The following is a 25,275-nucleotide window of genomic DNA, read 5'->3' as shown; positions in this document are numbered from 1 at the left end:
ATAACGAAACCAGGAGGATTCCCATGTATTCCCGTCGTTCCGGCATGGTCAGGGGCATGCTTGCCGCCGCGGTCGTCGCCGCGGGCGCCCTGTGCGCGATCCCGTCGCTGGCCGAGATCAAGGGGCTGGAGATCATCGCCCCGGCCAGCCCGGGCGGCGGCTGGGACCAGCATGCCCGTACGCTGCAGCAGGTGCTGCAGGATCAGAAGCTGGCGTCCGGCATCCAGGTCGCCAACATCCCCGGGGCTGGCGGCACCATCGGGCTGGCGCAGTTCGTCACTGCGAAGAAGCGCGCGCCCGCCATCCTGGTCGGCGGCCAGATCATGCTGGGCGCCATCGTCACCAACAAATCCGCGGTCACCCTGGACCAGGTGGCGCCACTGGCGCGGCTGACCGGGGAGTACACCGCCATCGTCGTGCCGGCCGACTCGCCCATCAAGACGTTCGCCGACCTGCTCGCCCGGTTCAAGGCCGACCCCGGTTCCGTGTCGTGGGGCGGCGGCTCGGCCGGCGGCAGCGACCAGATCCTGGCCGGGCTGATCGCCAAGTCCGTCGGCGTCGAGCCGGCGAAGGTCAACTATGTCGCGACCGCCGGCGGCGGGGAGCTGCTGGCCTCGGCGCTCGGCGGCCACGTCACCCTGGGCATGGGCGGCTACAACGAGTTCGCCCCGCAGTTCCAGGCCGGCAAGCTGCGCGCCATCGCGGTGTCCGCCCCGCAGCGCCTGCCCGGCACCGACACCCCGACGCTGAAGGAGCAGGGTGTCGACCTGGAGTTCGTCAACTGGCGCGGCGTCTTCATGCAGGCGAACGCCAAGCCCGCCGAGAAGAAGGAGCTGGAGGAGGCCATCGCCAAGGTCGTCGCCAGCAACGAGTGGAAGGAAATCCTGAAGCAGCGCGGCTGGATCGACCAGTACCAGTCCTCCGAACAGTTCGCCGCCTTCCTGAAGGAAGAGCGCTCGCGCATCGAGGGCACGCTGAAGGACATCGGGATCGTCAAGTAAGCGGCCCGAGGTTCCGGGCGCCGGCCGGACCGGCGCCCATCCTCCCCATTTCCCCAGATTCCGGAGGAAAGCGATGTCCAGCGGCCGCACCATGCGGATCGGCGAGGCCGTGCTCGGCGGCAGCCTGTTCGCCCTGGCGATGCTGATCGCGATCGACACGATGATGGCGCCGTCGGCGGGCCGGGGCGCCGTCGGCCCCGCCCTGTTCCCCTATCTCATCAGCGGCGGCCTCGCCCTGGTCGCACTCGCCCTGCTGCGCGAGGCCTGGAGCGGACACGTCCCGCACGAAGGCGGCTTCGAGCTGGATGTGCCGGCGGTCCTCCTGGTGGCCGGCGGCCTCGCCGCCCAGTTCCTGCTGATCGAGGTCATCGGCTGGATCCCCACCGCGGCGTTGCTGTTCGCCGCGGTGGCCCGCGCCTTCGGCAACCGGCGGACCACGCTGAACCTGCTGCTCGGCCTGCTGCTGGCGGGGTTCACCTTCGCGGTCTTCACCTACGGCCTCGACCTCAACCTGCCGATCGGCAGCCTCGTCGAGCGGCTGGCGCCGTCCGAATAGGCCCCTGCACAGGCGACTGGCCCCTGCCCGTCCCGCGACGGCGCGGCGGGACCGCACGAAAGGTCACGGACTATCATGGAAACCCTCACCGCGCTCGGTCACGGCTTCCTCGTGGCGCTGACGCCCTACAATCTCCTCTGGTCCGCCGTCGGCGTCACGGTCGGCACCGCGGTCGGCGTGCTGCCGGGCATCGGGCCGGCGCTGACCGTCGCCCTGCTGTTGCCGGTGACCTACCACCTGGAGCCGACCTCCGCCTTCATCATGTTCGGAGGCATCTACTACGGGGCCATGTATGGCGGCTCCACCACCTCGATCCTGCTGAACGCTCCGGGGGAGTCCGGCAGCATCGTGACCGCCATCGACGGCCATGCCATGGCGCGCCAGGGCCGCGGCGCACAGGCGCTCGCCACCGCGGCCATCGGATCCTTCGTCGCCGGCACCATCGCCACGGCCGCCCTGACCTTCGTGGCGCCGCTGATGGTGAAGCTGGCGCTGCTGTTCGGGCCGGCCGAGTACTTCGCGCTGATGATCCTGGCGCTGACCACGGTGACGGCCGTGCTGGGGGATTCGCTGGCCCGCGGCCTGGCGAGCCTGTTCCTCGGGCTGGCGCTCGGCCTCGTCGGCATCGACATGCAGACCGGGCAGGCGCGCCTTGCCTTCGGCGTGCCGGAACTGCTGGACGGGATCGACACGGTGGTGGTGGCGGTCGGCCTGTTCGCGGTGGGCGAGACGCTTTACGTCGCCTCCCGCTTCCGTTACGAGACGGAGGAGATCTATGCGCTGAAGGGCTCCAAATGGATGAGCCGGGAGGACTGGTCGCGCTCCTGGAAGCCCTGGCTGCGCGGCACGCTGCTCGGCTTTCCGATCGGCGCGCTTCCCGCCGGCGGCAGCGAGATTCCGACCTTCCTCTCCTATCTGGTGGAGAAACGTCTGGCGAAGAAGCCGGAGGAGTTCGGACAGGGCGCCATCGAGGCGGTCGCCGGCCCGGAGGCCGCCAACAACGCGTCCGCCGCCGGCGTACTGGCGCCGCTGCTGTCGCTCGGCCTTCCCACCTCGGCGACCGCCGCGATCATGCTGGCCGCCTTCCAGCAAGACGGCCTGCAGCCCGGCCCGTCCCTGTTCGACGACAAGCCCGAGCTGGTGTGGGGCATGATCGCCAGCCTCTACGTCGGCAACGTGCTTCTGCTGATGCTGAACCTGCCGATGGTCGGCATGTGGGTGAGGCTGCTGGTCATCCCCCGCCCCTGGCTCTACGGCGGAATCCTGGTGTTCTCGTCGCTGGGCGCCTATACCCTGAACAACAATGTGGTCGATCTGGTGATCCTCTGGGTCATCGGGCTGGTCGGGTTCGGCATGCGCGTCCTGAACGTGCCGGTGGCGCCCTGCGTCGTCGGCCTTATCCTGGGGCCGCTGGCCGAACAGCAGTTCCGCCGCGCGCTGGCGATCAGCCAGGGCGACGCGAGCGTCTTCCTGACGCATCCCATTTCGGCGGGGCTCCTGGCGGTCGCCCTCCTGCTGGTGGTCGGCCCGATGCTCCTGCGACGGCGGCGCGCCGCCGGGGACGCCGCGGGGGGGCCGTCCGGCACCACCCCCGGCACGACCTCCGCGGTCTGAGCCATCGCCCACTGCCTCACTGATTTCTGGAAGGACGATTATATGGAAGGCGCGGATCTCTGGTCCCAACTGGCCGCACTCGGGCAGGTCGTGGCGATCGACCTGGTGCTGGCCGGCGACAACGCCATCGTGGTGGGCATGGCCGCGGCGGCCGTTCCGCTGGCCCAGCGGCGCAAGGTCATCTTCTGGGGCATCGGCGCCGCGATCCTGCTGCGCATCTTCTTCGCCCTGATCACCACGCAGCTTCTGGCGATCATCGGTCTGACGCTGGCCGGCGGCGTCCTGCTGCTGTGGGTGTGCTGGAAGATGTTCCGCGAGCTGCGCTCCCATGGCGACGACGAGGTGGCGCCGGACGAGGCCATGGAGGCGCCGGAGGTGGCGGCCGACGGCACCGCGGGATCCGGGACGGGTGCCGGCCTCGGTGCCGCGGCGGCGGTGGGGACGACGACGGTCGGTGCCGCGATCTGGCAGATCGTCGTCGCCGACGTGTCGATGTCGCTGGACAACGTCCTCGCGGTGGCCGGTGCGGCCAAGGAGCATCCGACCATCCTGGTCATCGGGCTGCTGCTGTCGGTCGTCCTGATGGGCGCCGCCGCCAACATGATCGCCCATCTGCTGCACCGGCACCGATGGATCGGCTGGGTCGGCCTGCTGATCATCACCTATGTGGCGCTCGACATGATCTGGCGCGGCTCGAACGAGGTCCTCGCCCACACCGCCTGGTCGATCTAGGGAGACGCGTAGCATGAAGAAGGTCCTCGTTCCCCTCACCGGGCGCCCGCTGGACCGCCGGGCGGTCGCCGCTGCCTTCCTGGTGGCCGGGCGGTTCGGCGCCCATGTGGCCGGGCTCAGCGTCATGCCGCAGGTGGAAATCCGCACCTCGATCGAGAGCGCGGCCATCCCGCGTGCGCTGGTCGACCAGTTGATCCGCATCGGGCAGGCCGACCAGGCGCAGGTCGTCGAGGCTGCCCGCCGGTTGTTCGAGGATTTTTGCACGAAGCATGGCGCCGTAACGGCGGACGGGGCCGGCCGCGACGGCGCCGGCATCTCGGCATCCTGGCAGCAGGCGACCGGCCCGCTGGCCGAGACCATCGCGGAGGAGGCCCGCCTTGCCGACATCGCGGTGATCGCCCAGGCCTCCGACGGCACCAACGCCATGGGACCGGTGATCGAGGCCGCCCTCTTCGCCTCGGGCCGGCCGTTGCTGCTCGCCCCGCTGCCCGAGCCGACCTCCGTCGGCGGCGTGGTGGCGGTCGCCTGGGACGGCGGGGCGCCGGCGGCCCGAGCGGTCGGCGCGGCCATTCCCGTTCTGCAGCGTGCCGACACGGTGGTCGTGCTGTCGGCCGACACGCCGGACCCGAGCCGCTCGGCGGATCCGGACCGGCTGGTCTCCTACCTGGCGCTCCACGGTGTCACCGCCTCGGTCCGCCGGCTGCCCGTCTCGGGACAGTCCATTGCCAGGGCGCTGGTCGATACGGCGCAGGACCTGGGGTGCGACCTGCTGGTGATGGGCGGCTACGGCCACAGCCGGGTGCGCGAGCGCGTCTGGGGCGGCGTGACGCTGGACGTCCTGCGCGAGCCCCCCTCGCTCCCGATCCTGATGGCCCATTGACCACGGACGGTCCGCCCGGCACGACGGCACCACCGTCCGGAGGAAGGAGCCATGCGCATACTCGTCGTCGAAGACACCGAGGATCTGGCCGGCGCCATCGTCCGGCGCCTGCGCAAGCTCGGCTATGCGGTGGACTGGGTGGCGGACGGGATCGAGGCCGAGGAGCTGCTGCGGCAGGAACAGTATCAGCTCGTCCTGCTCGACATCATGCTGCCGGGGCTCGACGGGCAGGCCGTCCTGGAGCGGCTTCGCCGCCGCAGCAACCCGACGCCCGTCTTGATGATGACCGCCCGGTCGGAGGTGAACGTCAAGATCGACCTGCTGGACCTCGGGGCGGACGACTTCATCGTCAAGCCCTTCGACCTGCGGGAGCTGGAGGCCCGCTGCCGCGCCCTGTTGCGCCGGTCGCACGGCATGGCATCCTCGCGCACGCGGTTCGGGAATCTGGTCTTCGACGCGGCGGCCAAGAAGGTGCTGATCGACGACCGGCCGGTGGAGCTCGTCGGGCGGGAATTCCGCCTGCTGGAGCTCTTCCTCGGCAATCTCGGAACCGTGATGTCGAAGGAGGATCTGATGGACCGGCTGTTCAGCCTCGACCAGCCGACCGCCCTCAACGCCATCGAGCTGTACGTCTCGCGTTTGCGGCGGAAGATGCAGGGGGCGTCCCTGGAGATCCGCACGGTCCGGGGGCTGGGATATGTGGCGGAAATCAGCGGAGCCGACTGACTCCTACTCGCTGCGCAGGCGGCTGTTCGTCCGGCTGTTCGGCGTGCTGGCCATGCTGACGGCCGGTCTCTACCTGTTCGTCGACGCCTATGCCAAGCGCGCCGCCGATGCCGCCTTCGACCGGCTGCTGCTGGCCTCCGCCCTGTCCATCGCCGATACCGTCAGGGTGCAGGAGGGGCGGTTCCTGGTCGACCTGCCCTATTCCTCGCTCGGCATCCTGGCGCTTGCCGGACGTGACCGGCTGTTCTACCGCATCGTCGCCCCCGACGGCACGCCGGTCACCGGCTACGACGACCTACCCGTCGAGACGAAGCCCGGCGGCAGCGTCAAGCCGAAGTTCCACAATGCGACCTACCGCGACGTTCCTGTGCGCATCGCGACCCTGGACCGCTTCGTGGCGCAGCCGGGGCTGGCCGGCTGGGTCACCATCGCCGTCGCCCAGACCCGGGAGGAGCGCAGCACCCTGGCGCAGGACCTCCTGGCCAACGCCTTCCTGCCCATCGCCTTCGTCATGCTGGCGGGAGCCGGTCTGATCTGGATCGGGATCCGCCGCGCGCTCGCCCCTCTCGGGTCGCTGGAGCGCATCATCCGGGAGCGCCAGGCCCAGGATCTGTCCCCCATCGCCATGCCGCCGCCGCAGGAGGTGTCGCAGCTCGTCCATGCCATCAACCAGTTGATGGAGCGGCTGAAGGCGAACATGGACACGATGCAGACCTTCCTGGCCGACGCCGCCCACCAGATCCGCACCCCGCTCGCCAGCCTGCGGGTCCAGGCGGAACTCGCGGCGGACGAGGACGATCCGGAGGAACTGCGCCGGATCTCCGCCCGCGTCCACCGCAACGCCGTAGAGGTCAGCCAGCTCACCAGCCAGCTCCTCAGCCATGCCATGGTCATGCACCGCAGCGAGGCCCGCCAGCCGGAGGAGGTCGACCTGCGCGCCCTGCTGGAGCAGGTGATCCAGCGGGCCGCCGCCATTTCCGGCGACACGCCGATCCGGCTGGAGATCGATTCCCGGGCAGGCTCCGCCACGGTTCCCGGCGATCCCATCAGCCTGCGCGAGGCGCTGACCAACCTGATCGACAATGCCGTCAAATATGCCGGCGCCTGCGGCCCCGTCGAGGTGTCGCTGTCGCCACGGGGGCAGGACCGCGGGCTGCGGCTGGAGGTCGCCGACCGCGGACCCGGCATCCCGGAGGAGGAGAAGCGGACGGTGCTGACCCGCTTCGCCCGCGGCAGCAGTGCCGCCGGCGTGGTCGGCAGCGGGCTGGGGCTTTCCATCGTTGAATCCGTGGCACGGGCCTACGGCGTGACCCTGGCCCTGCTCGACCGGCCGGGCGGCGGGCTGGTCGTCCGGCTGGACTTCCCGGCGGCGACGGAGCCACCGGCGACGCGGACGGGACAGGCGGCGGCGCTGGCGCTCAGTCTTCTGGCGGCGGTTGCGGCATGCGCGGTCCAGGCGCCGGCTGCCCGGGCGGCGGAGGCGGTGGTCTATCCGGCCCCCGGCGCGGAGCGGGAGCGGCTGCGCATCCATGCCGCCACCGACCGGCCGGCGCTGGAGCCGCTGGTCCTGGACTTCCAGGCGCTCCATCCGGAAGTGACGGTCGAGTATCTGGAGCTCGGCACCACGGAGCTGTTCGCCCGCGCGGTCGCGTCGGTCGCCAAGGACGGGCCGGATCTGCTGATCAGTTCCGCCGCCGACCTCCAGGTCAAGCTGGTGAATGACGGCTATACCCGGCCACACCTGCCGGCGGGTACGGAGTTCCTGCCGGACTGGGCGAACTGGCGCAACGAGGCCTTCGGCTTCACCTTCGAGCCCGCGGTGATCGCCTACAACCGCGATCTGCTGCCGGAGGATCAGGTGCCGCGCTCGCGCGAGGCGCTGATCCGCCTGCTGCGCGACCAGCCCGGGCGGTTCAGCGGGCGGGTCGCCACCTACGACGTCGGGCAAAGCGGCATCGGCTACCTGCTGTTCGCCCACGACGAGCTGCTGTTCAGCCAGTCCTGGCAGCTTCTGGCGGCGATGGGCAACGCCAGGGCGCGACTGTCCTGCTGCACGACCGAAATCCTCGACATGGTCGAGCGGGGCGAGGTGGCGATCGCCTACAATGTCCTTGGTTCCTACGCGCGGGCGCGGGCGGCGGCGGGAGCGCCCATCGGCATCGCCATGCCGGAGGACTATACGCTGGTCGTCTCCCGCGTCGCGGTGATCCCGAAAACCGCCGCGCATCCGCAGACGGCCGGCCGGTTCATCGACTATCTGCTGTCGACCCGCGGGCAGCAGGTGGTGGCGGCGCGCTCCACCCTCTACGCCATTTCCTCGGCGGTCGATCAGGGGGCCTCCGCCGCGACGCTGCGCTCCAGCACCGTGGCGACGCTGCACCCCATCACCCTCAGCCCGGCCCTGCTGGTCTTCCTCGACCGGCTGAAGTACGAGCGGTTCCTGCAGCAGTGGCGGGCTGCGTTCCAGGTGCCGTAAGCGAAGGGCTATCCCCTCCGTCCGGACTGGTGGAAGGAGCGGCCGGCCTGTGCGATCATTGGTCGAACCGAAGCGCCCGGCCGCGGAGCCGCCGCTACGGCCACGCAATTCAGGAGGCGCCGATGACAAGTCCGGACGGCGGATTCCCCGACTACAGCCCCAGCGAGCGGCGCGCCGACGCCCTGATCCACATCGTCGGCGTCACCGCCGGCCTTCTCGGTGCCGCCTGGATGTCGATCGAGATCATCGAGGCCGACGGCCTGCCGGCGCGGACGGCCTGGTCGCTCGCCACCTACGGGCTGGGCCTGATCGGGATGCTGGTGATGTCGGCCTCCTACAACATGGCGCGCCCCGGTCCGCGCAAGGCGCTGCTGCGCCGGCTCGACCATGCCATGATCTTCGTGATGATCGCCGGCACCTACACGCCCTTCACGCTCAGCGGCCTGGAGGGCCGACCGGAGGGGCTGCTGCTCTGCGCGGCGGTATGGAGCGTCGCGGCGGTCGGCGTCCTGCTGAAGCTGTTCTTCCTGCACCGCTTCGAGCGGTTGGGGCTGGTGCTCTACCTCGGCCTTGGATGGGCGGTGGTGACCGTGGCCGGGCCGCTGAGCACCCGGCTGTCGGGCACCGCTCTCTGGCTGCTCGCGATCGGCGGCGTCCTCTACACGTTCGGCGTGATCTTCCATCTGTTGCAGCGGATGCCCTATCACAACGCGGTCTGGCATTTCATGGTGCTCGCCGCCGCCGTCTGCCATTTCAGCGCGGTGATGGTCGAGTTTGTACCCTGAGGCATCATGCAGGCCTGCATCAGTCAAGAAGATAGTTTAGAAGCGTCGTCTCCATGAAGACGATGTCTCAGATCCATAAATTTTTCCCCGAGATTTTCGCATCATCGGCCCGATTTCCGATTATCTGACGACACATTTTCATCACCCTCCTCGCGTTTTATTGGAACAACCCACCAGCTCTCTTCCATACCTCCAACGTACATCTGCCGACACAGATCAATTACCGCCACGAGAAGGCGGAACATCCTGCCACCTCATCGCTATCTTCTGATGGTCGCACCGGCGAAACGTGCAACGTGCCGGTGGACGCGGTGTCACTTCGCTGTTCGATGGGGGATCCAATGGCGGTCGAACGCATTCATGGCAGCAGCGGGAACGACACGATCTTCAGGAAGACCGGGTCGCAGTGGATCGACGGCATGGCCGGCAACGACACGCTGGGCGGCGGGCTCGGGACCGATACGGTGGACGGCGGGGCCGGCAACGACGTGCTCTATGGCGGGGACGATGCCGATCCGGACCGGCTGATCGGCGGTCCGGGCGACGACGGCTTCTGGGTCAACGGATCGGAAGATGCGATCGTCGAAGCGGCCGGCGAGGGGACCGACACGGTCTACGCCAGATATTCATGGGCACTCGGCGCCAACCTGGAGAATCTGACGCTGCAGGAGGCCGGGGCGGCGGCCAACGGCAGCGGAACCGGCAACGAGCTCGCCAACCGGCTGACCGGCAACAGCGGCCGGAACCTGCTCGACGGGCGGGCCGGCAACGACACGCTGTCCGGCCTCGGCGGAAGCGACACGATGTGGGGCGGTGGCGGCAACGACCTTCTCGACGGCGGCAGCGGCGACGACGTCATCGGCGGCGGCACAGGCACCGACACGCTGCTCGGCGGGCTGGGCAACGACACGCTCTATGCCGGCAACGACGGCGACAAGGACTGGTTGAACGGCGGCACCGGCGACGACGTCTACTGGATCAATGCCACGGCGCAGGACCTGGTCCAAGAGAACGCCGGCGAGGGTGTCGACACCGTCTTCATCCAGGGCAACGGCCAGCTCGCCGCCAATGTCGAGAATCTGGTGGTGCAGGAGGGCGGGACCAGCCCCTTCTCGGTCGGCGGCAACGACCTCGCCAACTGCATGCTGGGCAGCAGCCGCGCCAACCGGATCGCGGGAAACGGCGGCAACGATGCCATCAACGGACGGGGCGGGGACGACACGCTGGCAGGCGGGGCTGGCGACGACTGGCTGATCGGCGGCGGCGGAGCCGACACCTTCCTGTTCCAGGGCGGCGGCGAGGGCAACGACGTCATCGCCGACTGGGGCAACGGCCGCGACCGTATCGACCTGCGTGCCCTGATCGTCAACGGCAGCGGCCTGGACGCCGGCCGGGTCCAGTTCGACACGACCTCCGCCCCCGGCGCCACCGTCATCCGCATCGCGCAGGCCGGAGTCAGCATCAAGGTCCTGTCGGCCGGGCTCGGCGATTTCGACCGGTCGCAGCTCGCGACCACCGGAGTCATCTCCTTCACCGCCTCGGCCGGCCCTCATGTCATCGACGCGGTTCCGGCCTACGACTGGTATCACGGCTGCGTGCCGACCGCCGTAGGAAGCGTGCTCGGTTACTGGGACCTGCAGGGATACTCGCGCTACTTCGATGCGTCGGGCTGGACGGACATCCGGCAGACCGTGAAGGTGCAGGACCAGATCTCGAGCCCGGCTCACAATCAGAAGTACGATCCCACGCCGGACACTCCCGGCCTGCCGCGGCCCCCCAACACCAGCATCGCCGACTTCCTCAACACGTCGGCGGATCCGGTCGGCTTCGGTGCGACCTACCTGTCGGACCTCGAACCCGGCCTCGAAGCCTATGCGGCGTGGAAGGGCCATCCGGTCGATGTCCGGACCGTGCAGGTGGACGATACGACCTGGGCGATGCTGGTGGACCAGATCAACGCCGGGCACCTGGCACTGCTGACCGTGGACACCGACGCCGACGGCACCACGGATCACGAGGTTCCCGTCATCGGCTATGACGACCGCGGGGCCGACGGCCGCTGGTACGGCGCCTATACGACCTGGAGGGAGGACGAGACCGTGGAGTGGTTCAAGTTCGAGCCGCCCGCCGCCGGAAAGCCCTGGACCGCCGGTTACGCCACCTTCGTGGAGCCGCTCTTCTCGCCGGGCTCGGTCCTGGGAGCGGGCGGCGTCGACATCGGCAACCTGATGCGGGGCAACTCCATCGCCTTCGCCTCCGCCCCGGGGGACAGGCTGTCGCCCACGCTGGCCTGACCGCCCGCGTACCGTCCCGGCCAGCCCCGCCACAGCGACCAAACCTTCCCTCAGCAGGCGCGCCCCGTCGCGCGCCTGCCCTTTCCCCGTCGCAAGCGCCCCTTCCGAAGAGCCTATGGACAGCCGATCCGCCTGAGTATACAAGACGCGGCAGTTGGTGAGTAAGCACTCACTTATTAGAGGCTTCTCAACAAAACATAGCAGACGGACGTCACCAATGCCCCCGCGCCTCGACAGCGGAGCGCGCCGCAAGGCCATCATCGAAGCCGCCATGCCGCTGTTCGCCGGCAAAGGCTTCGCCGCGACCACCACGAAGGAGATCGCGCAGGCCGCAGGTGTGTCCGAGGCACTGATCTTCAAGCATTTTCCGTCGAAGGCCTCGCTCTACCAGGCGATCTTCCTGGCCTGTATCGAGGACGATCCGGAATATGCCCGGCTGCTGTCCCTGCCGCCATCCACCGCCACGCTGGTGGAGATGGTGCGGGCGCTGGTCACCTACATGGTGGTCGAGGTGCCGAACAACCCGGAGGAACTGGCCCGCATCCGCCTGGGGCTGCTCAGCCTGCTGGAGGATGGGGAGTTCCTGCGGCTGGTCTATGAAGGCGTGCGGGACCGCTTCCTGCCGAGCTTCGCCGCCGCAGCCGCCGCGGCGCGGGCGTCCGGCGATCTCGTCGAGGGGCCGGTGACCGTGGAAAGCGCGCTCTGGCTCGCCGACCATCTCTGCTACATGCTGGCCTGCCTGTGCCTGCCCGGCCGGTCCGTCGTTCCCTACGGCTGCGACAGGCAGACCCTGGCCTGCCAGACCCTGTGGTTCGTGCTGCGCGGCATCGGGCTGCGCGACAGCGTCATCGCCGACCATACCGGCGCCGCCGCCGAGCCCTGCGGGTGCGGCGGAATCGGAGCTTTCCCTTCGGGGCATTCATCGCATTTTTCAAGCATTCACGACATATGATCGGGAGTAGTCGATCGTGACTCTGGACACCCCACCGAACGCCGACGCCAAGGAGCGGCAGACCTCCTATGGTGCCCCGCACGGCAGCGATCCGCAGCGGCCGGTCCATGGCGGGCATCCGCCGGCACGGCGGCGCTCCCTGGTCCTCCGGCTGATCGTGACGATCATCGTGCTGGGGCTGCTGGGCGTTGCGCTCTACGGCTTCAACACGTTCAAGAACAAGGCGATCTCGGACTATTTCGCCAACAACAAGCCGCCGCCCACTCCGGTGGCGGTGGCCGAGGCGAGCGTACGCAACGTGGCGAAGTACCTGACCTCCATCGGTACGCTGGCAGCCAGCCGCCAGGTCGTGGTGGCGCCCGAGGTGGCCGGCCGCGTCCTGCAGATTCCCTTCGAGTCCGGTGCCCGCGTGAAGGCCGGCGACCCGCTGGTCCAGCTCAACGACGCGACCGAGCAGGCGGAGCTGCTGGCGCTGAAGGCCCAGGCCCGTCTGGCCGAGCTGAACCTCGACCGTGCCCGCGACCTGCGGCGCAGCCAGGCGACGCCGCAGAGCAGCGTCGACCAGTACCAGGCTCAGCTCGACGAGATCAACGCGAACATCAAGCGCAACCAGGCGACCATCGCCCAGAAGCTGATCAAGGCCCCCTTCGAGGGCGAGCTGGGCATCCGGCAGGTCAATGTCGGCGACTATGTCAGCCCGGGCGCGACCCTGGTCACCCTGACCGACCTGTCGCGGCTCTACGTCAACTTCACCCTGCCGGAGCAGACGCTGAACGCGCTGTCGATCGGGCAGAAGGTGCTGATCAACTCCGACGCGGTGACGGGTCGCGACTTCGAGGCGCAGATCACCACCATCGAGCCGCAGGTGAGCGCGGAGACCCGCTCCATCAAGGTCCAGGCCACCATGGACAACACCGCGCGCCTGCTGCGGCCGGGCATGTTCGCCAACGTGCGCGTGGTGCTGCCGCCGGTCGCCAACGCCCTGACGGTTCCGGAGACGGCGGTGGACTATACGGTCTACGGCGACTCCGTCTTCGTGGTGGGCAGCGAGAAGACGCAGGACGGCAAGGACCAGCTCGTCGCCAACCGCCGGCCGGTGAAGGTCGGCGACCGGGCGGAGAACCAGGTCGAGATCCGCGAGGGGCTGAAGCCCGGCGAGCGGGTGGTGATTTCCGGCCAGCTCAAGCTGTCCAACGGGGCGGCCGTGTCGCTGGCGGAAAGCAATCCGCTGGTGCCGCCGTCGACCCTGCCGAAGAACTGAGGCGGAGGCCGGCATCATGAATTCCGCCTTCACGGACATCTTCATCCGACGCCCCGTCCTGGCTCTGGTGGTCAGCCTGCTGATCCTGCTGGTCGGTGCGCGCGCATTGCTGGAACTGCCGATCCGGCAGTACCCGCAGCTCCAGAACACCGTCATCACGGTCACCACCACCTACCCCGGCGCCTCGCCCGACCTGATGCAGGGCTTCATATCGACGCCCATCGAGCAGGCCGTCGCGTCGGCCGAGGGCGTCGACTACATCACCTCCTCCTCGACGCAGGGTCAGAGCATCGTCACCGTCTACGTCCGCCTGAACTTCGACCCCAACGTCGCGATGACCGACGTGATGGCGAAGGTGCAGCAGGTGAAATACCAGCTGCCGCGCGAGGCGAACGACCCGGTCATCCTGAAGTCGACCGGCGAGACCACCTCGATCCTCTACATGGGCTTCTCCAGCACCGAGCTGTCCGAAGCCGCCATCTCCGACTATCTGACCCGCGTCGTCCAGCCGATGCTGGCGACGGTGGAGGGGGTCGCCTCGGCCAAGATCCTGGGCGGCCAGACCTTCGCCATGCGCCTGTGGCTCGACCCGGTGAAGATGGCCGCCCGCGGCATCTCCGCCAGCGACGTCGCGGCGGCGATCCGCGCCAACAATTACCAGTCCGCCCCCGGACAGGCGAAGGGCACCTTCGTCATCACCAACGTCACCGCCAACACCGGCCTGACCGACGTCGAACAGTTCCGCGAGATGATCGTCAAGGCCAAGGATGGCGCGCTGGTGCGGATGCCCGACATCGGCACGGTGGAGCTGAGCGCCCAGAACTTCAACGCCAGCGTCTCGATGAACGGCCAGCAGGCCGTCTTCATCGGCATCGACTCCACCCCGACCGGCAACCCGCTGACCATCGTGGCGGACATCCGCAAGATGGTGCCCGACCTGGAACGCAACCTGCCGCCCTCCGTGGTGATGGAAATCGTCTATGACAGCACCCGCTTCATCCAGGCCTCGATCGACGAGGTGGTGAAGACGCTGCTGGAGGCGGTCGGCATCGTCATCGTGGTGATCTTCCTGTTCCTGGGCTCCTTCCGGTCGGTCGTCATCCCGGTTGTGACGATCCCGCTGTCGATCATCGGCGCCGGCACCTTCATGCTGGCGATGGGCTTCTCCATCAACCTGCTGACCCTGCTGGCGATGGTGCTGGCGATCGGTCTGGTGGTCGACGACGCCATCGTGGTGGTGGAAAACGTCCACCGCCACCTGGAGGAAGGGAAGAGCCCGGTCCAGTCCGCCATCATCGGCGCGCGCGAGATCGTCGGGCCGGTCATCTCGATGACCATCACGCTGGCGGCGGTCTATGCGCCGATCGGCTTCCTCGGCGGCCTGACCGGTTCGCTGTTCCGCGAGTTCGCCTTCACCCTCGCGGGGTCGGTGATCGTCTCGGGCATCGTGGCGCTGACGCTGTCGCCGATGATGTGCTCGCTGATTCTGACCAGGGAGATGAACGAGGGCCGCTTCGCCCGTTTCGTCGACCACACCTTCGAACGGCTGACCCGCTGGTACGGCCGGCGCCTGTCCAACGCGCTGACCTACCGGGCGGCGACCCTGCTGTTCGGCGCCGGCATCCTGCTGTCGGTCGGCTATCTCTACGCCAACACCATGTCGGAACTGGCGCCGGAGGAGGATCAGGGCATCCTGTTCGGCATCTCCAAGGCGCCGCAATACTCGAACCTCGACTACATCGACAGCTACGGCAAGCAGATCGACGAGACGTTCAAGGGCTTCCCCGAGACCGACACCCGCTTCGTCCTGAACGGCATACCGACCCTGACGCAGGGCTTCGCCGGCATGATCCTGAAGCCGTGGGCCGAGCGTGAGCGCTCCGCCAAGGAGCTCCAGCCGCTGGTGCAGGGCGAACTGGGCAACGTCACCGGCGTTCAGATCTTCCTGGTGTCGCCGCCGGCCCTGCCGGGCTCCACCGGCGGCCTGCCGGTGCAGATGGTCATCAGCAGCCCCGGCGACTACCGCACCATCTACGACGCGGTGGAGCGGATCAAGGATGCCGCGAACAAGAGCGGCATGTTCATCGTCACCGACAGCGACCTGCAGTTCGACAGCCCGGTCTTCCGGCTGAAGATCGACCGCAACAAGGCCGCCGACCTCGGCCTGAACATGCAGACGGTCGCCGACACGCTGGGCATCCTGGTCGGCGGCAACTACGTCAACCGCTTCAACCTCAACGGCCGCTCCTACGAAGTCATTCCGCAGGTGCCGCGCAACCAGCGCCTGACCGGCGAGGAGCTGACCCGCTTCTACGTCACCACGGCCAGCGGGGTGCAGGTGCCGCTGTCGACCGTCGTGTCGGTCGAAACCGGCGTCGAGCCCAACGCGCTGAACAAGTACAACCAGCTTCCCTCCGCCACCTTCTCGGCAGTGCCGATGCCGGGCGTCACCATCGGCCAGGCGGTGGACTTCCTGGAGGAGCAGGCGCGGACCCAGCTTCCGGCCGGCTTCAACCATGCCTACCTGTCGGAATCGCGGCAGTACGTGACCGAGGGCAACCAGCTCGCCATCACCTTCGTCTTCGCGCTGGTGGTGATCTTCCTGGTGCTGGCCGCGCAGTTCGAATCGCTGCGCGACCCGCTGGTGATCCTGGTGTCGGTGCCGATGTCCATCTGCGGCGCGCTGCTGCCGCTGTTCATCGGTGCGGCGACCATGAACATCTACACCCAGGTGGGCCTGGTGACGCTGATCGGCCTGATCACCAAGCACGGCATCCTGATGGTGGAGTTCGCCCGCGAGATGCAGATCAACGAGGGGGTGGACCGCCGGACCGCGATCGAACATGCCGCCGCGGTGCGGCTGCGCCCGATCCTGATGACCACCGCGGCGATGGTGGTCGGTCTGGTGCCGCTGCTGTCGGCATCCGGCGCCGGTGCGGCCAGCCGCTTCTCCATCGGCATCGTCATCGTCTCCGGCATGCTGATCGGGACGCTGTTCACGCTGTTCGTGCTGCCGGCGGTCTACACGATCCTGGCGACGAACCATCTGGCGGTCAGCCGCTCGGTCCGCTCCCGGGAGATCACCGAGATGACCTGACGCGGACAGCCGGCCGCCCTGCCTGCCGACGCGCCCGGCCCCCGCCGGGCGCGTTTCTTTTTGGCCGACCGGCCTGCGAACCATCGCCGCCCCGTCCTGTTGGTCGGGCAGCGACCGCCGCGCCGGTGGCCGTCCACCACACGGCAGGAGGCCGACCATGCACGCCCGGGAGATGATCAGCACCCACCCGCATGTCCGCGGGAACACCAACGATGCCCTGATCCGCTGCATCGAGGAATGCTACGACTGCGCGCAGACCTGCACGACCTGCGCCGATGCCTGCCTCGGCGAGGACAAGGTCGCGGATCTGGTGCAGTGCATCCGCCTGAACATGGACTGCGCCGACGTCTGTACGGCCACCGGCGCCGTCGCCACCCGCCGCAGCGGCTCCAACGAGGCGGTGATCCGCGCGATGCTGGAGGCCTGCGCCACCGCCTGCCGCCTGTGCGCCGAGGAGTGCGGGCGTCACGCCCAGATGCACGACCACTGCCGTATCTGCGCCGAGGCCTGCCGGAGTTGCGAGGACGCCTGCCGTATGGCGGTGCAGTCGATGAGCCACTGACCGCACTCACCGGCGGGGAGCCATGGGACCGGCACGGTCCGGCCCCACTCCCCGGGATCAGGCGGCGCGGATATCCGCCAGGAAGCCGTCGACCGCCTGCTTGAGCATGGCGGCATGACCGGCCAGCCCATCCGCCGCCTTCTTGACCTCCTGCGTCACCGCGGTGGTTTCCTCCTCCGCACGCTGGATGTCATGGACGTTGCGCGACACCTCGGCGGTACCGGCGGCGGCCTGCTGGGCGTTGCGGCTGATCTCGCCGGTCGCCGCGCTCTGCTGTTCGACGGAGGCGGCCATCTCGGCGCTGGAGCGGCTGATGTCCTCCACCTGCCCGATGATGGTCTGCATCGCCTCGACGGTCCGCTCCGACGCGGTCTTCACCGCCTCGATCTGGTTGCCGATCTGCTCGGTCATCGCGTGGGTCTGGGTCGCGAGGTTCTTGACCTCCTGCGCCACGACGGCGAAGCCCTTGCCCGCCTCGCCGGCCCTTGCCGCCTCGATGGTCGCGTTGAGCGCCAGCAGATTGGTCTGCGACGCGACGGCATTGATCGCGGTGACGATCTGGTCGACCTGCTCGATCGCCTTCGCCAGAGCCTCCAACTGCTCCTCCGCCCGCTTCGCTCCGTCGGAGGCGGCCTGGGACCGCTGCGCCGCCTTGGCGACACGCTCCGACAGGTTGCGGATGGATGCGGACATCTCCTCCGAGGCGGAGGCGACGGTCTGCACGTTGGCGGAGGTCTGTTCCGACGCGGCGGCGACCGCCGTGCATTCGCCGTTCACCTCCTCGACGGTCGTGGCGAGCTGGGCGGCGGTGGACTGGAACTCGCCCGCGGCATGGCCGACGGCATCCACGATCGTCACCACCTGGGTTTCGAACCGCGCGGCGACCTGGAGCATGGCGGCGCGCTTTTCCGCGGCCGCCGCGGCCTCGGCCTCGCGGGCATGCTGCTCCATCTGTCGGTTGCGCAGCAGGTTCGCCTTGAACACATCGAGCGTACGGGCCATCTCGCCGATCTCATCCCGGCGATCCTGCTCCGGGACCGCGACGGCCAGGTCGTCCTCGGCCAAGCGGATCATCACGTCATGCACGCGCGACAGCGGGGCGGAGACGCTGCGCGCGACCGCCCAGCCGAGCAGGAGCGCCAACGAGGCGACGCCGGCGACGATCAGGCCGAAGATGCTCATCATGCTGAAGAACGCCGACTTCAGGTCGTCGCTGTAGACGCCCGTGCCGATCACCCAGTCCCACGGCTTGAAGTGGACCGAGTAGCTGAGTTTCTCGTAGGTCGGGCCCTGGGGGTCGTTGGCCCGCGGCCACTCGTAATGGACGAATTCCGGCGGATCGGCCAATGCGCCGCGGACCGCCTCGCGGATGACGTAGACGCCGTTGCGGTCGCGGATCTCCGCCCCGCTCTTGCCGATCAGGCCGGCGTTGGCATGCATCACGCTGATGATCTGCGACGTCCAGACCCAGAGATATTCGCCGTTGTTGTAGCGGATCGCGCCGATGGCGGTGCGGGCGCGCTCCTTCGCCTCCTCCTCGCTCAGCACCCCGTCCTGGGCCAGCTTGTGGAAGCGGGCCGCGATGCTGCCGCCGCTCTCCGCGATGAAGCGGACGCTGTTCATCCGCTGCTCGACCAGGGCCCGGTTGACGAAGTGGCCGCCGACCGCCGCGACCAGCCCGGCCGCGATGATCGAGAGGATGGCGAGAAAGCCGATGCGCCAGCGCAACGGCAGATCCGATAACCGCATGATAGGTCTCTTGATTTCAGGTAGGACCGGGAAACCGCGACCCGCGACGGAACAGGGGGACGGCCGAAGCCGCCCCCCTCCCCGTCCCGGTCGGCAGCGCCCCGAACGGGCGAGAACGTGATGATCAGCCGCGCTCGACGCAGAGGGCGACGCCCATGCCACCGCCGATGCAGAGCGTGGCGAGACCCTTCCTGGCGTCGCGGCGGCCCATCTCATGCAGCAGCGTCACCAGGATGCGGGCACCCGAGGCGCCGATGGGGTGGCCGAGCGCGATGGCGCCGCCATTCACGTTCACCTTGGCGGTATCCCAGCCCATCCCCTCGTTGACGGCCAGCGCCTGGGCGGCGAAGGCCTCGTTCGCCTCGATCAGGTCGAGATCGCCCACGCTCCAGCCGGCCTTCTTCAGCGCCAGCTTCGAAGCGGGGATCGGCCCCGTGCCCATGATGGTCGGATCGACGCCGGCCGTGGCCCAGGAGGCGATGCGCGCCAACGGGGTGATGCCGCGCCTGGCCGCGTTCTCCGCCGTCATCAGCACCAGGGCGGCGGCACCGTCATTGATGCCGGATGCGTTGCCGGCGGTCACCGTGCCGTCCTTGGCGAAAGCCGGGCGCAGCTTGGCCAGCGTCTCGACGGTGGTGCCGTGCTTGGGGTACTCGTCGGTGTCGACGACGGTGTCGCCCTTGCGGCCCTTGATGGTGACCGGGACGATCTGGTCCTTGAAGCGGCCGGCCTTCTGGGCGGCCTCCGCCTTCTGCTGCGAGGACGCCGCGAAGAGGTCCTGCTGCTCCCGCGTCAGGTTCCAGGCGCGGGCGACATTCTCGGCGGTCGTGCCCATGTGGTAGCCGTGGAACGCCTCCCACAGGCCGTCCTTGATCATGCTGTCGAGCATCTCCGCAGCGCCCATCTTGACGCCGCCGCGCAGGTGCATCAGGTGGGGCGACAGGCTCATGCTCTCCTGGCCGCCGACGACCATCACGTCGGCGTCGCCGTTGCGGATCGCCTGATAGCCCAGCGCCACGGAGCGCAGGCCGGAGCCGCAGACCTGGTTGATGCCGAAGGCGGTCTTCTCCACCGGAATACCGGCGGCGATGGCGGCCTGGCGGGCCGGGTTCTGGCCCTGGCCGGCGGTCAGCACCTGGCCCAGGATCACTTCGGTCACCTCGGCGGCATCCGTATGGGCGCGGGACAGCGCCTCGCGGATCACGACGGCGCCCAACTCGTGGGCGGGAACGGCGGACAGGGCGCCGTTGAAGCTGCCGATGGCGGTGCGCACCGCGCTGGCAATGACGATCTCGGTCATTGGAGGAACCCTCCGGAACGATTGTTTCTTGATGGATGGGAAGGGGCCGCCGCGCCCGCACCCCGTGCGGAACCGCGGCGGCCTCGGTTGGTCAGAAATAAAGCCCGATCAGGAAGATGGGTAGCGTCAAGACCAGCGCTGTGGCGCAGTATCCCATGATGTCGCGCACCCCGAGGCCGGCGATGGCCAGGGCCGGCAGCGCCCAGAAGGGCTGCGCCATGTTCATCCACTCCTCGCCATAGGCGATCGCCATGGCCGCCTTGCCGAGGTCGACGCCGAGCTGCTGGGCCGCCGGCATGACGAAGGGACCCTGCACGACCCAGTGGCCGCCGCCCGACGGAACCGCGAAGTTGATCAGGCCGGACGACAGGAAGGCCAGGACCGGGAAGGTCTCCTTGGTGGCGATGTCCACGAACCAGTTGGTGATCAGCCCGCCGAGGCCGGAATGCTCCATCATGATCTGGATGCCGGCATAGAAGGGGAACTGCACCATGATGCCGGCGGTGCCGCGGGCGGCGTTGGCGACGGCCCGGGCATAGGCCATCGGCGTGCCGTGCAGGATCAGGCCGGCCACCAGCATGATCAGGTTGACCGTGTTGATGTTGAGGTCGAAGCCCTTGGCCTGGAAGTGCAGGAACAGATAGCCGATGCCGAGCGCCGCGACGACGAAGCCCAGGATGCGGCTCTCCTCCATCCGCTCGGCCGGGCTGGCGTCGGGGCCGAGCACCCGCCTGGTCGATTCCTCCGGCTTCAGCAGCTTGGGATCGACGGCGACGACGTCCTCGGGCTTCGGATGCATCATCCGGCAGATCAGCGGCAGGACGATGATCAGCGCCAGCGTGATGCCGATGTTGTAGGTGGTGAAGATGGTATCGGCGATCGGGATCAGGCCGACCGTCTTCTCCATCGGGTTGCCCTTGGTCGCCGCGACCAGCGGGATGGAGGCGGAGAAGCCGCCATGCCAGGTCATGAAGCCGATGTAGGCCGAGGCGATCAGCAGCCGGTAGTCGGATTTCGGAATGCGCCGCGCCACCTCGCGGGCGAACATGGCGCCGACCACCAGGCCGAAGCCCCAGTTGACCACGTTGGTGACCGCGGCGGCGAAGCAGACCAGCATGACGCCCTGCGTCGGCGTCTTGGCGATGGCCGCCACCCGGCCCATGACGTTGCGCACCGGTTCGGAACTCGCCAGCGCGTGGCCGGTGACCAGCACCAGCGCCATCTGCATCGAGAAGGCGAGCAGGTTCCAGAAGCCGTTGCCCCACATCCGCACCATGTCGACCGGACCGTTCGGCGTCAGCCAGATGGCGAGCCCGAAGGTCAGGATGGTCAGCAGGATGGCGAAGATCAGGGGATCGGGCAGATAGCGGCTGACCAGCCAGGTCAGCGCGCGCGAGATGGGAGTGATGGGATTGAAGCGGGACACGGCGCTCGAGGCGGGTCCGGGGGCGGTGGTGACGCTCATGGCGGATCTCCGGCAAGGGGGAGGCGGCGCCGCGCCACGCGAGGTGGCGCAGCGGCTGCGGCCTCCCGGATGCTCAAGAAGGGACGGTCAGGCGCCGACCGGCATGGTTGGCACGTCGGACGGAACGATCAGCTCCGCACCGGTCTGGGCCATCACGTCGGCGACGGAGACGCCGGGAGCCGTCTCCTTCAGCACCAGCCCCTTCGGCGTCGGCTCGATCACGGCGAGATCGGTGACGATCAGGTCGACCCGGCGCACCGAGGTCAGCGGCAGGGCGCAGCGCTTGACGATCTTCGGTTCGCCCTTGGCGCTGTGCTGCATCGCGACGATCACGCGCTTGGCGCCCGAGACGAGGTCCATGGCGCCGCCCATGCCGGGCACCATCTTGCCGGGCACCATCCAGTTGGCGAGCCGGCCCTCCTCGTCCACCTGCAGGCCGCCCAGCACGGTAACGTCGAGATGGCCGCCACGGATCAGCCCGAAGGACATCGCGCTGTCGAAGGCCGCAGCTCCCGGAACGGCGCCTATCGGGCTGCCGCCGGCATCGCTCAGATCCTCGTTCTCCGCCCCCGGCTCCGGCACCGGCGCCATGCCGATGATGCCGTTCTCCGACTGGAAGAAGACGTTGACGCCGGCCGGCAGATGGGCCGCCACCATGGTCGGCAGGCCGATGCCGAGGTTCACCAGGTTGCCCGCGCGCAACTCCAGCGCGACGCGCTTGGCGATCAGGGTCTTCTCATCCATGGCGATGCTCCTTGGCGACCAGGCAGTCGACCAGCACGTTCGGGGTGACGACGCTGTCGGGCGGGATGACGCCGACCGGCACGATGTCCTCGGCCTCGGCGATCACCATCTCGGCGGCCATCGCCATCATCGGATTGAAGTTCCGCGCGGTCAGCGCGTACTCGAGGTTGCCCAGATAGTCCGCGCGCTTGGCGGCGATCAGGGCGAAATCGGCCTTCAGCGCCTTTTCCAGCAGATAGACCTGCCCGTCCAGCTCGATGCGCTGCTTGCCCTCCTCGACGACCGTGCCGACGCCGGTCGGGGTCAGGACGCCGCCGAGGCCGAAGCCACCGGCGCGTACGCGCTCGGCCAGCGTGCCCTGCGGCACCAGTTCCACCTCGGTCTCGCCGGTGATCATCTGGCGCTGGGTCTCGGAATTGGTGCCGATGTGGCTGGCGATGACCTTGCGCACCGCCTTCGCGGCGATCAGCTTGCCGATGCCGACCGCCGGGCGGGCGGTATCGTTGGCGATGACGGTCAGGTTGCGCTTGCCCTGACGCAGCAACTCGTCGATCAGGTGGGGCGGCGTGCCGACGCCCATGAAACCCCCGATCATCAGGACCGCGCCATCGGGAATCATGGCGACGGCCTCTTCCAGCTTTCGCACTTTACTCATTCGACGTCCCCCTTGGACATCGGGATGCGGCGGAGCTTCGTCCGCAACGGCACCCCGTGGGCGCAGGCCATCCGGCACCGGCGATGAACCGGCGGGCGGACCAGACGCTCGTTCTTGGTTCGCAGCGCTGCGATGTGGCGGCCCCGTCACCCCGCGCATCGCGGCGAGGTGACGGGGCCAGCAGGCTTACCCACACAAGAGCAAGGGTCGTGCCAAACGGAGAAGTGGCTGCGGAGCGCGCAAACGCCCCGTTTTTGCGCAGAAACCGGCGCAACGAACCATCAGGCGGTGCGCAACTTTGTGCGTGCTGCGCAAATTCTTGCGCAGGGGGCCCGGTGGACGTTGCTGCGCCCCGACTGTTCACCAACGGCAATCAAAGGAAGGACGACACGATGAAGAACCCTGTCATGAGCCTGTGGCTGTCCTGGGCCAACCGGGCAACCAGCATGATGACGGCCGCCACCATGTCCGCGGCGAAGCGCAACCAGGCAGCCCTGCTCAAATCGATGACCACGCCGCCGAAGTCGAAGACCGGGGCGAAGCGCAGAACCAGGGCATCGAAGCGTTGAGCCGTGACGGCGGTCAGTTCGTAACGGCTGTCCTGGCGTTCTCCACGACGAGGCGGTCGCCGACGCGGGCGATCGCCAGGGCCGCCTGCGGCTCGCCGGCATCGCGGGGAATGACGACCATGGTCCGCTGACCGGGCAGCAGCGTCGTGACAAAGCGGACCGGCTGCGCATCGGGATGGGAGGCGCCGGTGACCACCACGCGGAAGCCGTCCCGTCACGGGTGAAGTAGGTCACGACCGAGGTTTCAGAGAGATGGGTGCTGTAAGCCTGCCCGGCTTCAGATCCCCGGCCGAAGCCGCCGTCGGGACAGCCGCACCCACTGCCAGCATCGCCAGCCCCAGACCCATCCTGTTCATCGTGAAGACCCTTCTCGCCTCGCCAGGGGCCGGGCCACCCGGCCGGCCGGCCTGGGCGCCACCTTAACGCCGCCGGCGCGATCGGAAGTGTGACAAGACTGCTGACCTGCTTGCCCGCGATTCAGGAGGTCGGCAGGAGAATCCGGTCCAGGAAGATGCGGTACACCACCTCCGGCCGCCCTGCCCGGCTGCGGTTGCGCACCCCGCATTCCTCGACGAATCCCCGATCCTTCAGCAGCTTCAGCAGGCGCCGGGCGCTGCGGGGCAGGACCTTGTAGCTCTGGGCCAGTTCCGCGGCGGTGAAGCCGTTGGGGTCGAGGACGCGGAAGACCGCCATCAAGCGGCGGATGACGGCCGGCGAGATCTGCAGGGTCAGGGAGATGTCGAGATCGGTCTGCCGTCCCTCCCGCGCCTCGTCCGGGTCCATCATCGCGATGAGCGCGGCGACGCCGTCGAGTTGGATGACCTGCTCGGGAAGGAGCAGGGCATGCTGCTGCGCCTGCCGCGCCAGGGTCTCCGCCTGTTCGGCGTTGGAGCCGAACCCGATCCCGAAGACCAGCGGCGGCCCCTCCCCCTGGGCGGCGAGCGGCTGCGGCTTCAGCCGGCTTTCGACGGCGTTCCTCGTCGAGATCAGCACGCTGCCGGCTTCGTCGTCCCGCAACACATGCCCGTCGAGGACGGCGGCAAACCGCCGTGCGGCCTGGGAGACCGTGCCACCGGCGACCCCGGCATGGCCGGGCCGCGGTGAGAGGAGGCACACGGCCGTCTGGGTCGCTTCCGCCTGGACCAGATCGTGGCGGAGCTTCGCCCGAAGGAGGGCCTGCCGGACGGAGGCGCGGGAGTGATTGATGCGGATGACCGGCAGTTTCTCCGCCTTCAGGGTCTCATAGACGCTGCGGATGCAGGTGGCGCACTGCTCCACCGTGCCATCGCGGAGCAGGGAGCGGTGTTCCTCGACGATCCGGCCGAGATCGATGTCCCGGCCGTCCTCACCCCGTTCCAGTGGGATCACGCGATAATTGTCCGTCAGCCCCAGTTCATCGAAGGCCTCATCGACGTCGGAGGCCGGAATGCAGTCGAAACTGAAGCGCGGGATATGGCCCACCCGGTCGCTGCCCAGCGCCACCAGCGCAAGCGTCCGGAACAGGTCGGTTCCCTCATGCTGGATGAAGTCGAGCCTGTCCTGCGGAAAGCCGGCGGCAAGGGCGAGGCGGTAAGGCAGGCGTCCGCTGAAGAGAATCACCGCGCAGACGCGAAGAAGGGCACCGACCAGCCGCGGGGTGTCTTCCGGCACCGCGTAGGTCGCCGTGACCAGCACCTGCCCAAGGCCGCTTTCCCGGGCCACGCGCTTGATCAGTTCGACCGTATCGTCCGGGCCTACCACCCCGATCATCTGCACCCTTCCCCGCTGGCCCGCTTCACGCATGTAGCCAATAAGCCATGTCCGTAATAGGTCCTCAATCCCGCTTGACTCAGGTCAGAGGTACTGTCCCTAATATGT

General features: G+C 68.5%; 21 protein-coding genes. 14 read left to right on the top strand and 7 right to left on the bottom strand.

Features of this window, described 5'->3' with window-relative positions; translation table 11 throughout:
- The first annotated feature begins 23 nt into the window (after positions 1–23).
- The 13 genes from DEW08_RS03650 to DEW08_RS03590 all read left to right on the top strand — a co-directional run bounded on the left by DEW08_RS03650 (position 24) and on the right by DEW08_RS03590 (position 16,936).
- Entirely contained in the window at positions 24–1,001 is a 978-nt protein-coding gene (locus DEW08_RS03650; RefSeq protein WP_245985911.1) for a Bug family tripartite tricarboxylate transporter substrate binding protein, read from the top strand.
- Positions 1,002–1,074: 73 nt separating this feature from the next.
- On the top strand, positions 1,075–1,557 hold the full coding sequence (locus DEW08_RS03645; RefSeq protein ID WP_109324561.1) for a tripartite tricarboxylate transporter TctB family protein: 483 nt from the start codon (positions 1,075–1,077) through the stop codon (positions 1,555–1,557).
- Positions 1,558–1,632: 75 nt separating this feature from the next.
- Positions 1,633–3,171, top strand: coding sequence for a tripartite tricarboxylate transporter permease (locus DEW08_RS03640; RefSeq protein ID WP_109324560.1), 1,539 nt, complete (start codon positions 1,633–1,635; stop codon positions 3,169–3,171).
- A gap of 42 nt (positions 3,172–3,213) precedes the next feature.
- Positions 3,214–3,903 (top strand): TerC family protein, encoded by a 690-nt coding sequence (locus tag DEW08_RS03635; protein ID WP_109324559.1) that lies wholly within the window; start codon positions 3,214–3,216, stop codon positions 3,901–3,903.
- A gap of 13 nt (positions 3,904–3,916) precedes the next feature.
- The gene (locus tag DEW08_RS03630; RefSeq protein WP_109324557.1) at positions 3,917–4,783 is read left to right on the top strand and encodes a universal stress protein; all 867 of its coding nucleotides are present in this window, start codon (positions 3,917–3,919) and stop codon (positions 4,781–4,783) included.
- Between the two features lie 51 nt (positions 4,784–4,834).
- Complete coding sequence (locus tag DEW08_RS03625; RefSeq protein WP_109324556.1) at positions 4,835–5,509, top strand: response regulator transcription factor; 675 nt, start codon at positions 4,835–4,837, stop codon at positions 5,507–5,509.
- Positions 5,481–7,985 carry a sensor histidine kinase gene (locus DEW08_RS03620; protein ID WP_109324548.1) on the top strand — a complete coding sequence of 835 codons (2,505 nt, stop codon included), beginning with the start codon at positions 5,481–5,483 and terminating at the stop codon, positions 7,983–7,985. The genes DEW08_RS03625 and DEW08_RS03620 overlap by 29 nt, the downstream gene beginning before the upstream one ends.
- Before the next feature lie 122 nt (positions 7,986–8,107).
- The gene (gene trhA / locus DEW08_RS03615) at positions 8,108–8,770 is read left to right on the top strand and encodes a PAQR family membrane homeostasis protein TrhA (protein WP_109324544.1); all 663 of its coding nucleotides are present in this window, start codon (positions 8,108–8,110) and stop codon (positions 8,768–8,770) included.
- 341 nt (positions 8,771–9,111) lie between these two features.
- Positions 9,112–11,064: a hypothetical protein gene (locus DEW08_RS03610; RefSeq protein ID WP_168220261.1), complete on the top strand. Its 1,953-nt coding sequence runs from the start codon at positions 9,112–9,114 to the stop codon at positions 11,062–11,064.
- 217 nt (positions 11,065–11,281) lie between these two features.
- Positions 11,282–12,016, top strand: a complete 735-nt coding sequence (locus tag DEW08_RS03605; protein WP_109324542.1) for a TetR/AcrR family transcriptional regulator — start codon at positions 11,282–11,284, stop codon at positions 12,014–12,016.
- 16 nt (positions 12,017–12,032) lie between these two features.
- Positions 12,033–13,277, top strand: coding sequence for an efflux RND transporter periplasmic adaptor subunit (locus DEW08_RS03600; protein WP_245985909.1), 1,245 nt, complete (start codon positions 12,033–12,035; stop codon positions 13,275–13,277).
- Positions 13,278–13,293: 16 nt separating this feature from the next.
- Positions 13,294–16,374: a MexW/MexI family multidrug efflux RND transporter permease subunit gene (locus DEW08_RS03595; protein ID WP_109324541.1), complete on the top strand. Its 3,081-nt coding sequence runs from the start codon at positions 13,294–13,296 to the stop codon at positions 16,372–16,374.
- Positions 16,375–16,531: 157 nt separating this feature from the next.
- On the top strand, positions 16,532–16,936 hold the full coding sequence (locus tag DEW08_RS03590; RefSeq protein WP_109324537.1) for a four-helix bundle copper-binding protein: 405 nt from the start codon (positions 16,532–16,534) through the stop codon (positions 16,934–16,936).
- A 57-nt stretch (positions 16,937–16,993) separates the two neighbouring features.
- Here DEW08_RS03590 and DEW08_RS03585 read toward each other — a convergent pair whose 3' ends face one another.
- The 5 genes from DEW08_RS03585 to DEW08_RS03565 all read right to left on the bottom strand — a co-directional run bounded on the left by DEW08_RS03585 (position 16,994) and on the right by DEW08_RS03565 (position 22,849).
- A complete protein-coding gene (locus DEW08_RS03585) occupies positions 16,994–18,685 on the bottom strand; it encodes a methyl-accepting chemotaxis protein (protein ID WP_168220260.1) in 1,692 nt (563 codons plus the stop codon).
- Positions 18,686–18,809: 124 nt separating this feature from the next.
- Complete coding sequence (locus DEW08_RS03580) at positions 18,810–19,985, bottom strand: acetyl-CoA C-acetyltransferase (RefSeq protein ID WP_109324535.1); 1,176 nt, start codon at positions 19,983–19,985, stop codon at positions 18,810–18,812.
- Positions 19,986–20,076: 91 nt separating this feature from the next.
- Positions 20,077–21,450 (bottom strand): TIGR00366 family protein, encoded by a 1,374-nt coding sequence (locus DEW08_RS03575; RefSeq protein WP_109324534.1) that lies wholly within the window; start codon positions 21,448–21,450, stop codon positions 20,077–20,079.
- A gap of 87 nt (positions 21,451–21,537) precedes the next feature.
- Positions 21,538–22,194 (bottom strand): 3-oxoacid CoA-transferase subunit B, encoded by a 657-nt coding sequence (locus DEW08_RS03570; RefSeq protein WP_109324531.1) that lies wholly within the window; start codon positions 22,192–22,194, stop codon positions 21,538–21,540.
- Positions 22,187–22,849, bottom strand: a complete 663-nt coding sequence (locus DEW08_RS03565; protein ID WP_109324530.1) for a CoA transferase subunit A — start codon at positions 22,847–22,849, stop codon at positions 22,187–22,189. The genes DEW08_RS03570 and DEW08_RS03565 overlap by 8 nt, the downstream gene beginning before the upstream one ends.
- Before the next feature lie 392 nt (positions 22,850–23,241).
- On the opposite strand from DEW08_RS03565, the gene DEW08_RS31010 reads away from it, so the two are divergent.
- Entirely contained in the window at positions 23,242–23,418 is a 177-nt protein-coding gene (locus DEW08_RS31010) for a hypothetical protein (RefSeq protein WP_168220259.1), read from the top strand.
- A gap of 13 nt (positions 23,419–23,431) precedes the next feature.
- Here the strand turns inward: DEW08_RS31010 and DEW08_RS03560 are convergent, their stop codons facing one another.
- Positions 23,432–23,617, bottom strand: a complete 186-nt coding sequence (locus DEW08_RS03560) for a hypothetical protein (protein ID WP_109324528.1) — start codon at positions 23,615–23,617, stop codon at positions 23,432–23,434.
- A gap of 278 nt (positions 23,618–23,895) precedes the next feature.
- Positions 23,896–25,167: a hypothetical protein gene (locus DEW08_RS03555; protein WP_109324527.1), complete on the bottom strand. Its 1,272-nt coding sequence runs from the start codon at positions 25,165–25,167 to the stop codon at positions 23,896–23,898.
- Between the last annotated feature and the right edge of the window lie 108 nt (positions 25,168–25,275).

Source organism: Azospirillum thermophilum (genome assembly GCF_003130795.1).
Taxonomy (GTDB): domain Bacteria; phylum Pseudomonadota; class Alphaproteobacteria; order Azospirillales; family Azospirillaceae; genus Azospirillum; species Azospirillum thermophilum.
The sequence above is the reverse complement of the archived record's forward strand: the minus strand, read 5'-3'. Positions and strand labels throughout refer to the sequence as shown.

Bases quoted from the DNA above. Each gene is read 5' to 3' on its own strand.
- DEW08_RS03650 (WP_245985911.1), top strand. From the start codon at position 24: ATGTATTCCCGTCGTTCCGGCATGGTCAGGGGCATGCTTGCCGCCGCG.
- DEW08_RS03645 (WP_109324561.1), top strand. From the start codon at position 1,075: ATGTCCAGCGGCCGCACCATGCGGATCGGCGAGGCCGTGCTCGGCGGC.
- DEW08_RS03640 (WP_109324560.1), top strand. From the start codon at position 1,633: ATGGAAACCCTCACCGCGCTCGGTCACGGCTTCCTCGTGGCGCTGACG.
- DEW08_RS03635 (WP_109324559.1), top strand. From the start codon at position 3,214: ATGGAAGGCGCGGATCTCTGGTCCCAACTGGCCGCACTCGGGCAGGTC.
- DEW08_RS03630 (WP_109324557.1), top strand. From the start codon at position 3,917: ATGAAGAAGGTCCTCGTTCCCCTCACCGGGCGCCCGCTGGACCGCCGG.
- DEW08_RS03625 (WP_109324556.1), top strand. From the start codon at position 4,835: ATGCGCATACTCGTCGTCGAAGACACCGAGGATCTGGCCGGCGCCATC.
- DEW08_RS03620 (WP_109324548.1), top strand. From the start codon at position 5,481: ATGTGGCGGAAATCAGCGGAGCCGACTGACTCCTACTCGCTGCGCAGG.
- trhA (WP_109324544.1), top strand. From the start codon at position 8,108: ATGACAAGTCCGGACGGCGGATTCCCCGACTACAGCCCCAGCGAGCGG.
- DEW08_RS03610 (WP_168220261.1), top strand. From the start codon at position 9,112: ATGGCGGTCGAACGCATTCATGGCAGCAGCGGGAACGACACGATCTTC.
- DEW08_RS03605 (WP_109324542.1), top strand. From the start codon at position 11,282: ATGCCCCCGCGCCTCGACAGCGGAGCGCGCCGCAAGGCCATCATCGAA.
- DEW08_RS03595 (WP_109324541.1), top strand. From the start codon at position 13,294: ATGAATTCCGCCTTCACGGACATCTTCATCCGACGCCCCGTCCTGGCT.
- DEW08_RS03590 (WP_109324537.1), top strand. From the start codon at position 16,532: ATGCACGCCCGGGAGATGATCAGCACCCACCCGCATGTCCGCGGGAAC.
- DEW08_RS03585 (WP_168220260.1), bottom strand. From the start codon at position 18,685: ATGCGGTTATCGGATCTGCCGTTGCGCTGGCGCATCGGCTTTCTCGCC.
- DEW08_RS03580 (WP_109324535.1), bottom strand. From the start codon at position 19,985: ATGACCGAGATCGTCATTGCCAGCGCGGTGCGCACCGCCATCGGCAGC.
- DEW08_RS03575 (WP_109324534.1), bottom strand. From the start codon at position 21,450: ATGAGCGTCACCACCGCCCCCGGACCCGCCTCGAGCGCCGTGTCCCGC.
- DEW08_RS03570 (WP_109324531.1), bottom strand. From the start codon at position 22,194: ATGGATGAGAAGACCCTGATCGCCAAGCGCGTCGCGCTGGAGTTGCGC.
- DEW08_RS03565 (WP_109324530.1), bottom strand. From the start codon at position 22,849: ATGAGTAAAGTGCGAAAGCTGGAAGAGGCCGTCGCCATGATTCCCGAT.
- DEW08_RS31010 (WP_168220259.1), top strand. From the start codon at position 23,242: ATGAAGAACCCTGTCATGAGCCTGTGGCTGTCCTGGGCCAACCGGGCA.
- DEW08_RS03555 (WP_109324527.1), bottom strand. From the start codon at position 25,167: ATGATCGGGGTGGTAGGCCCGGACGATACGGTCGAACTGATCAAGCGC.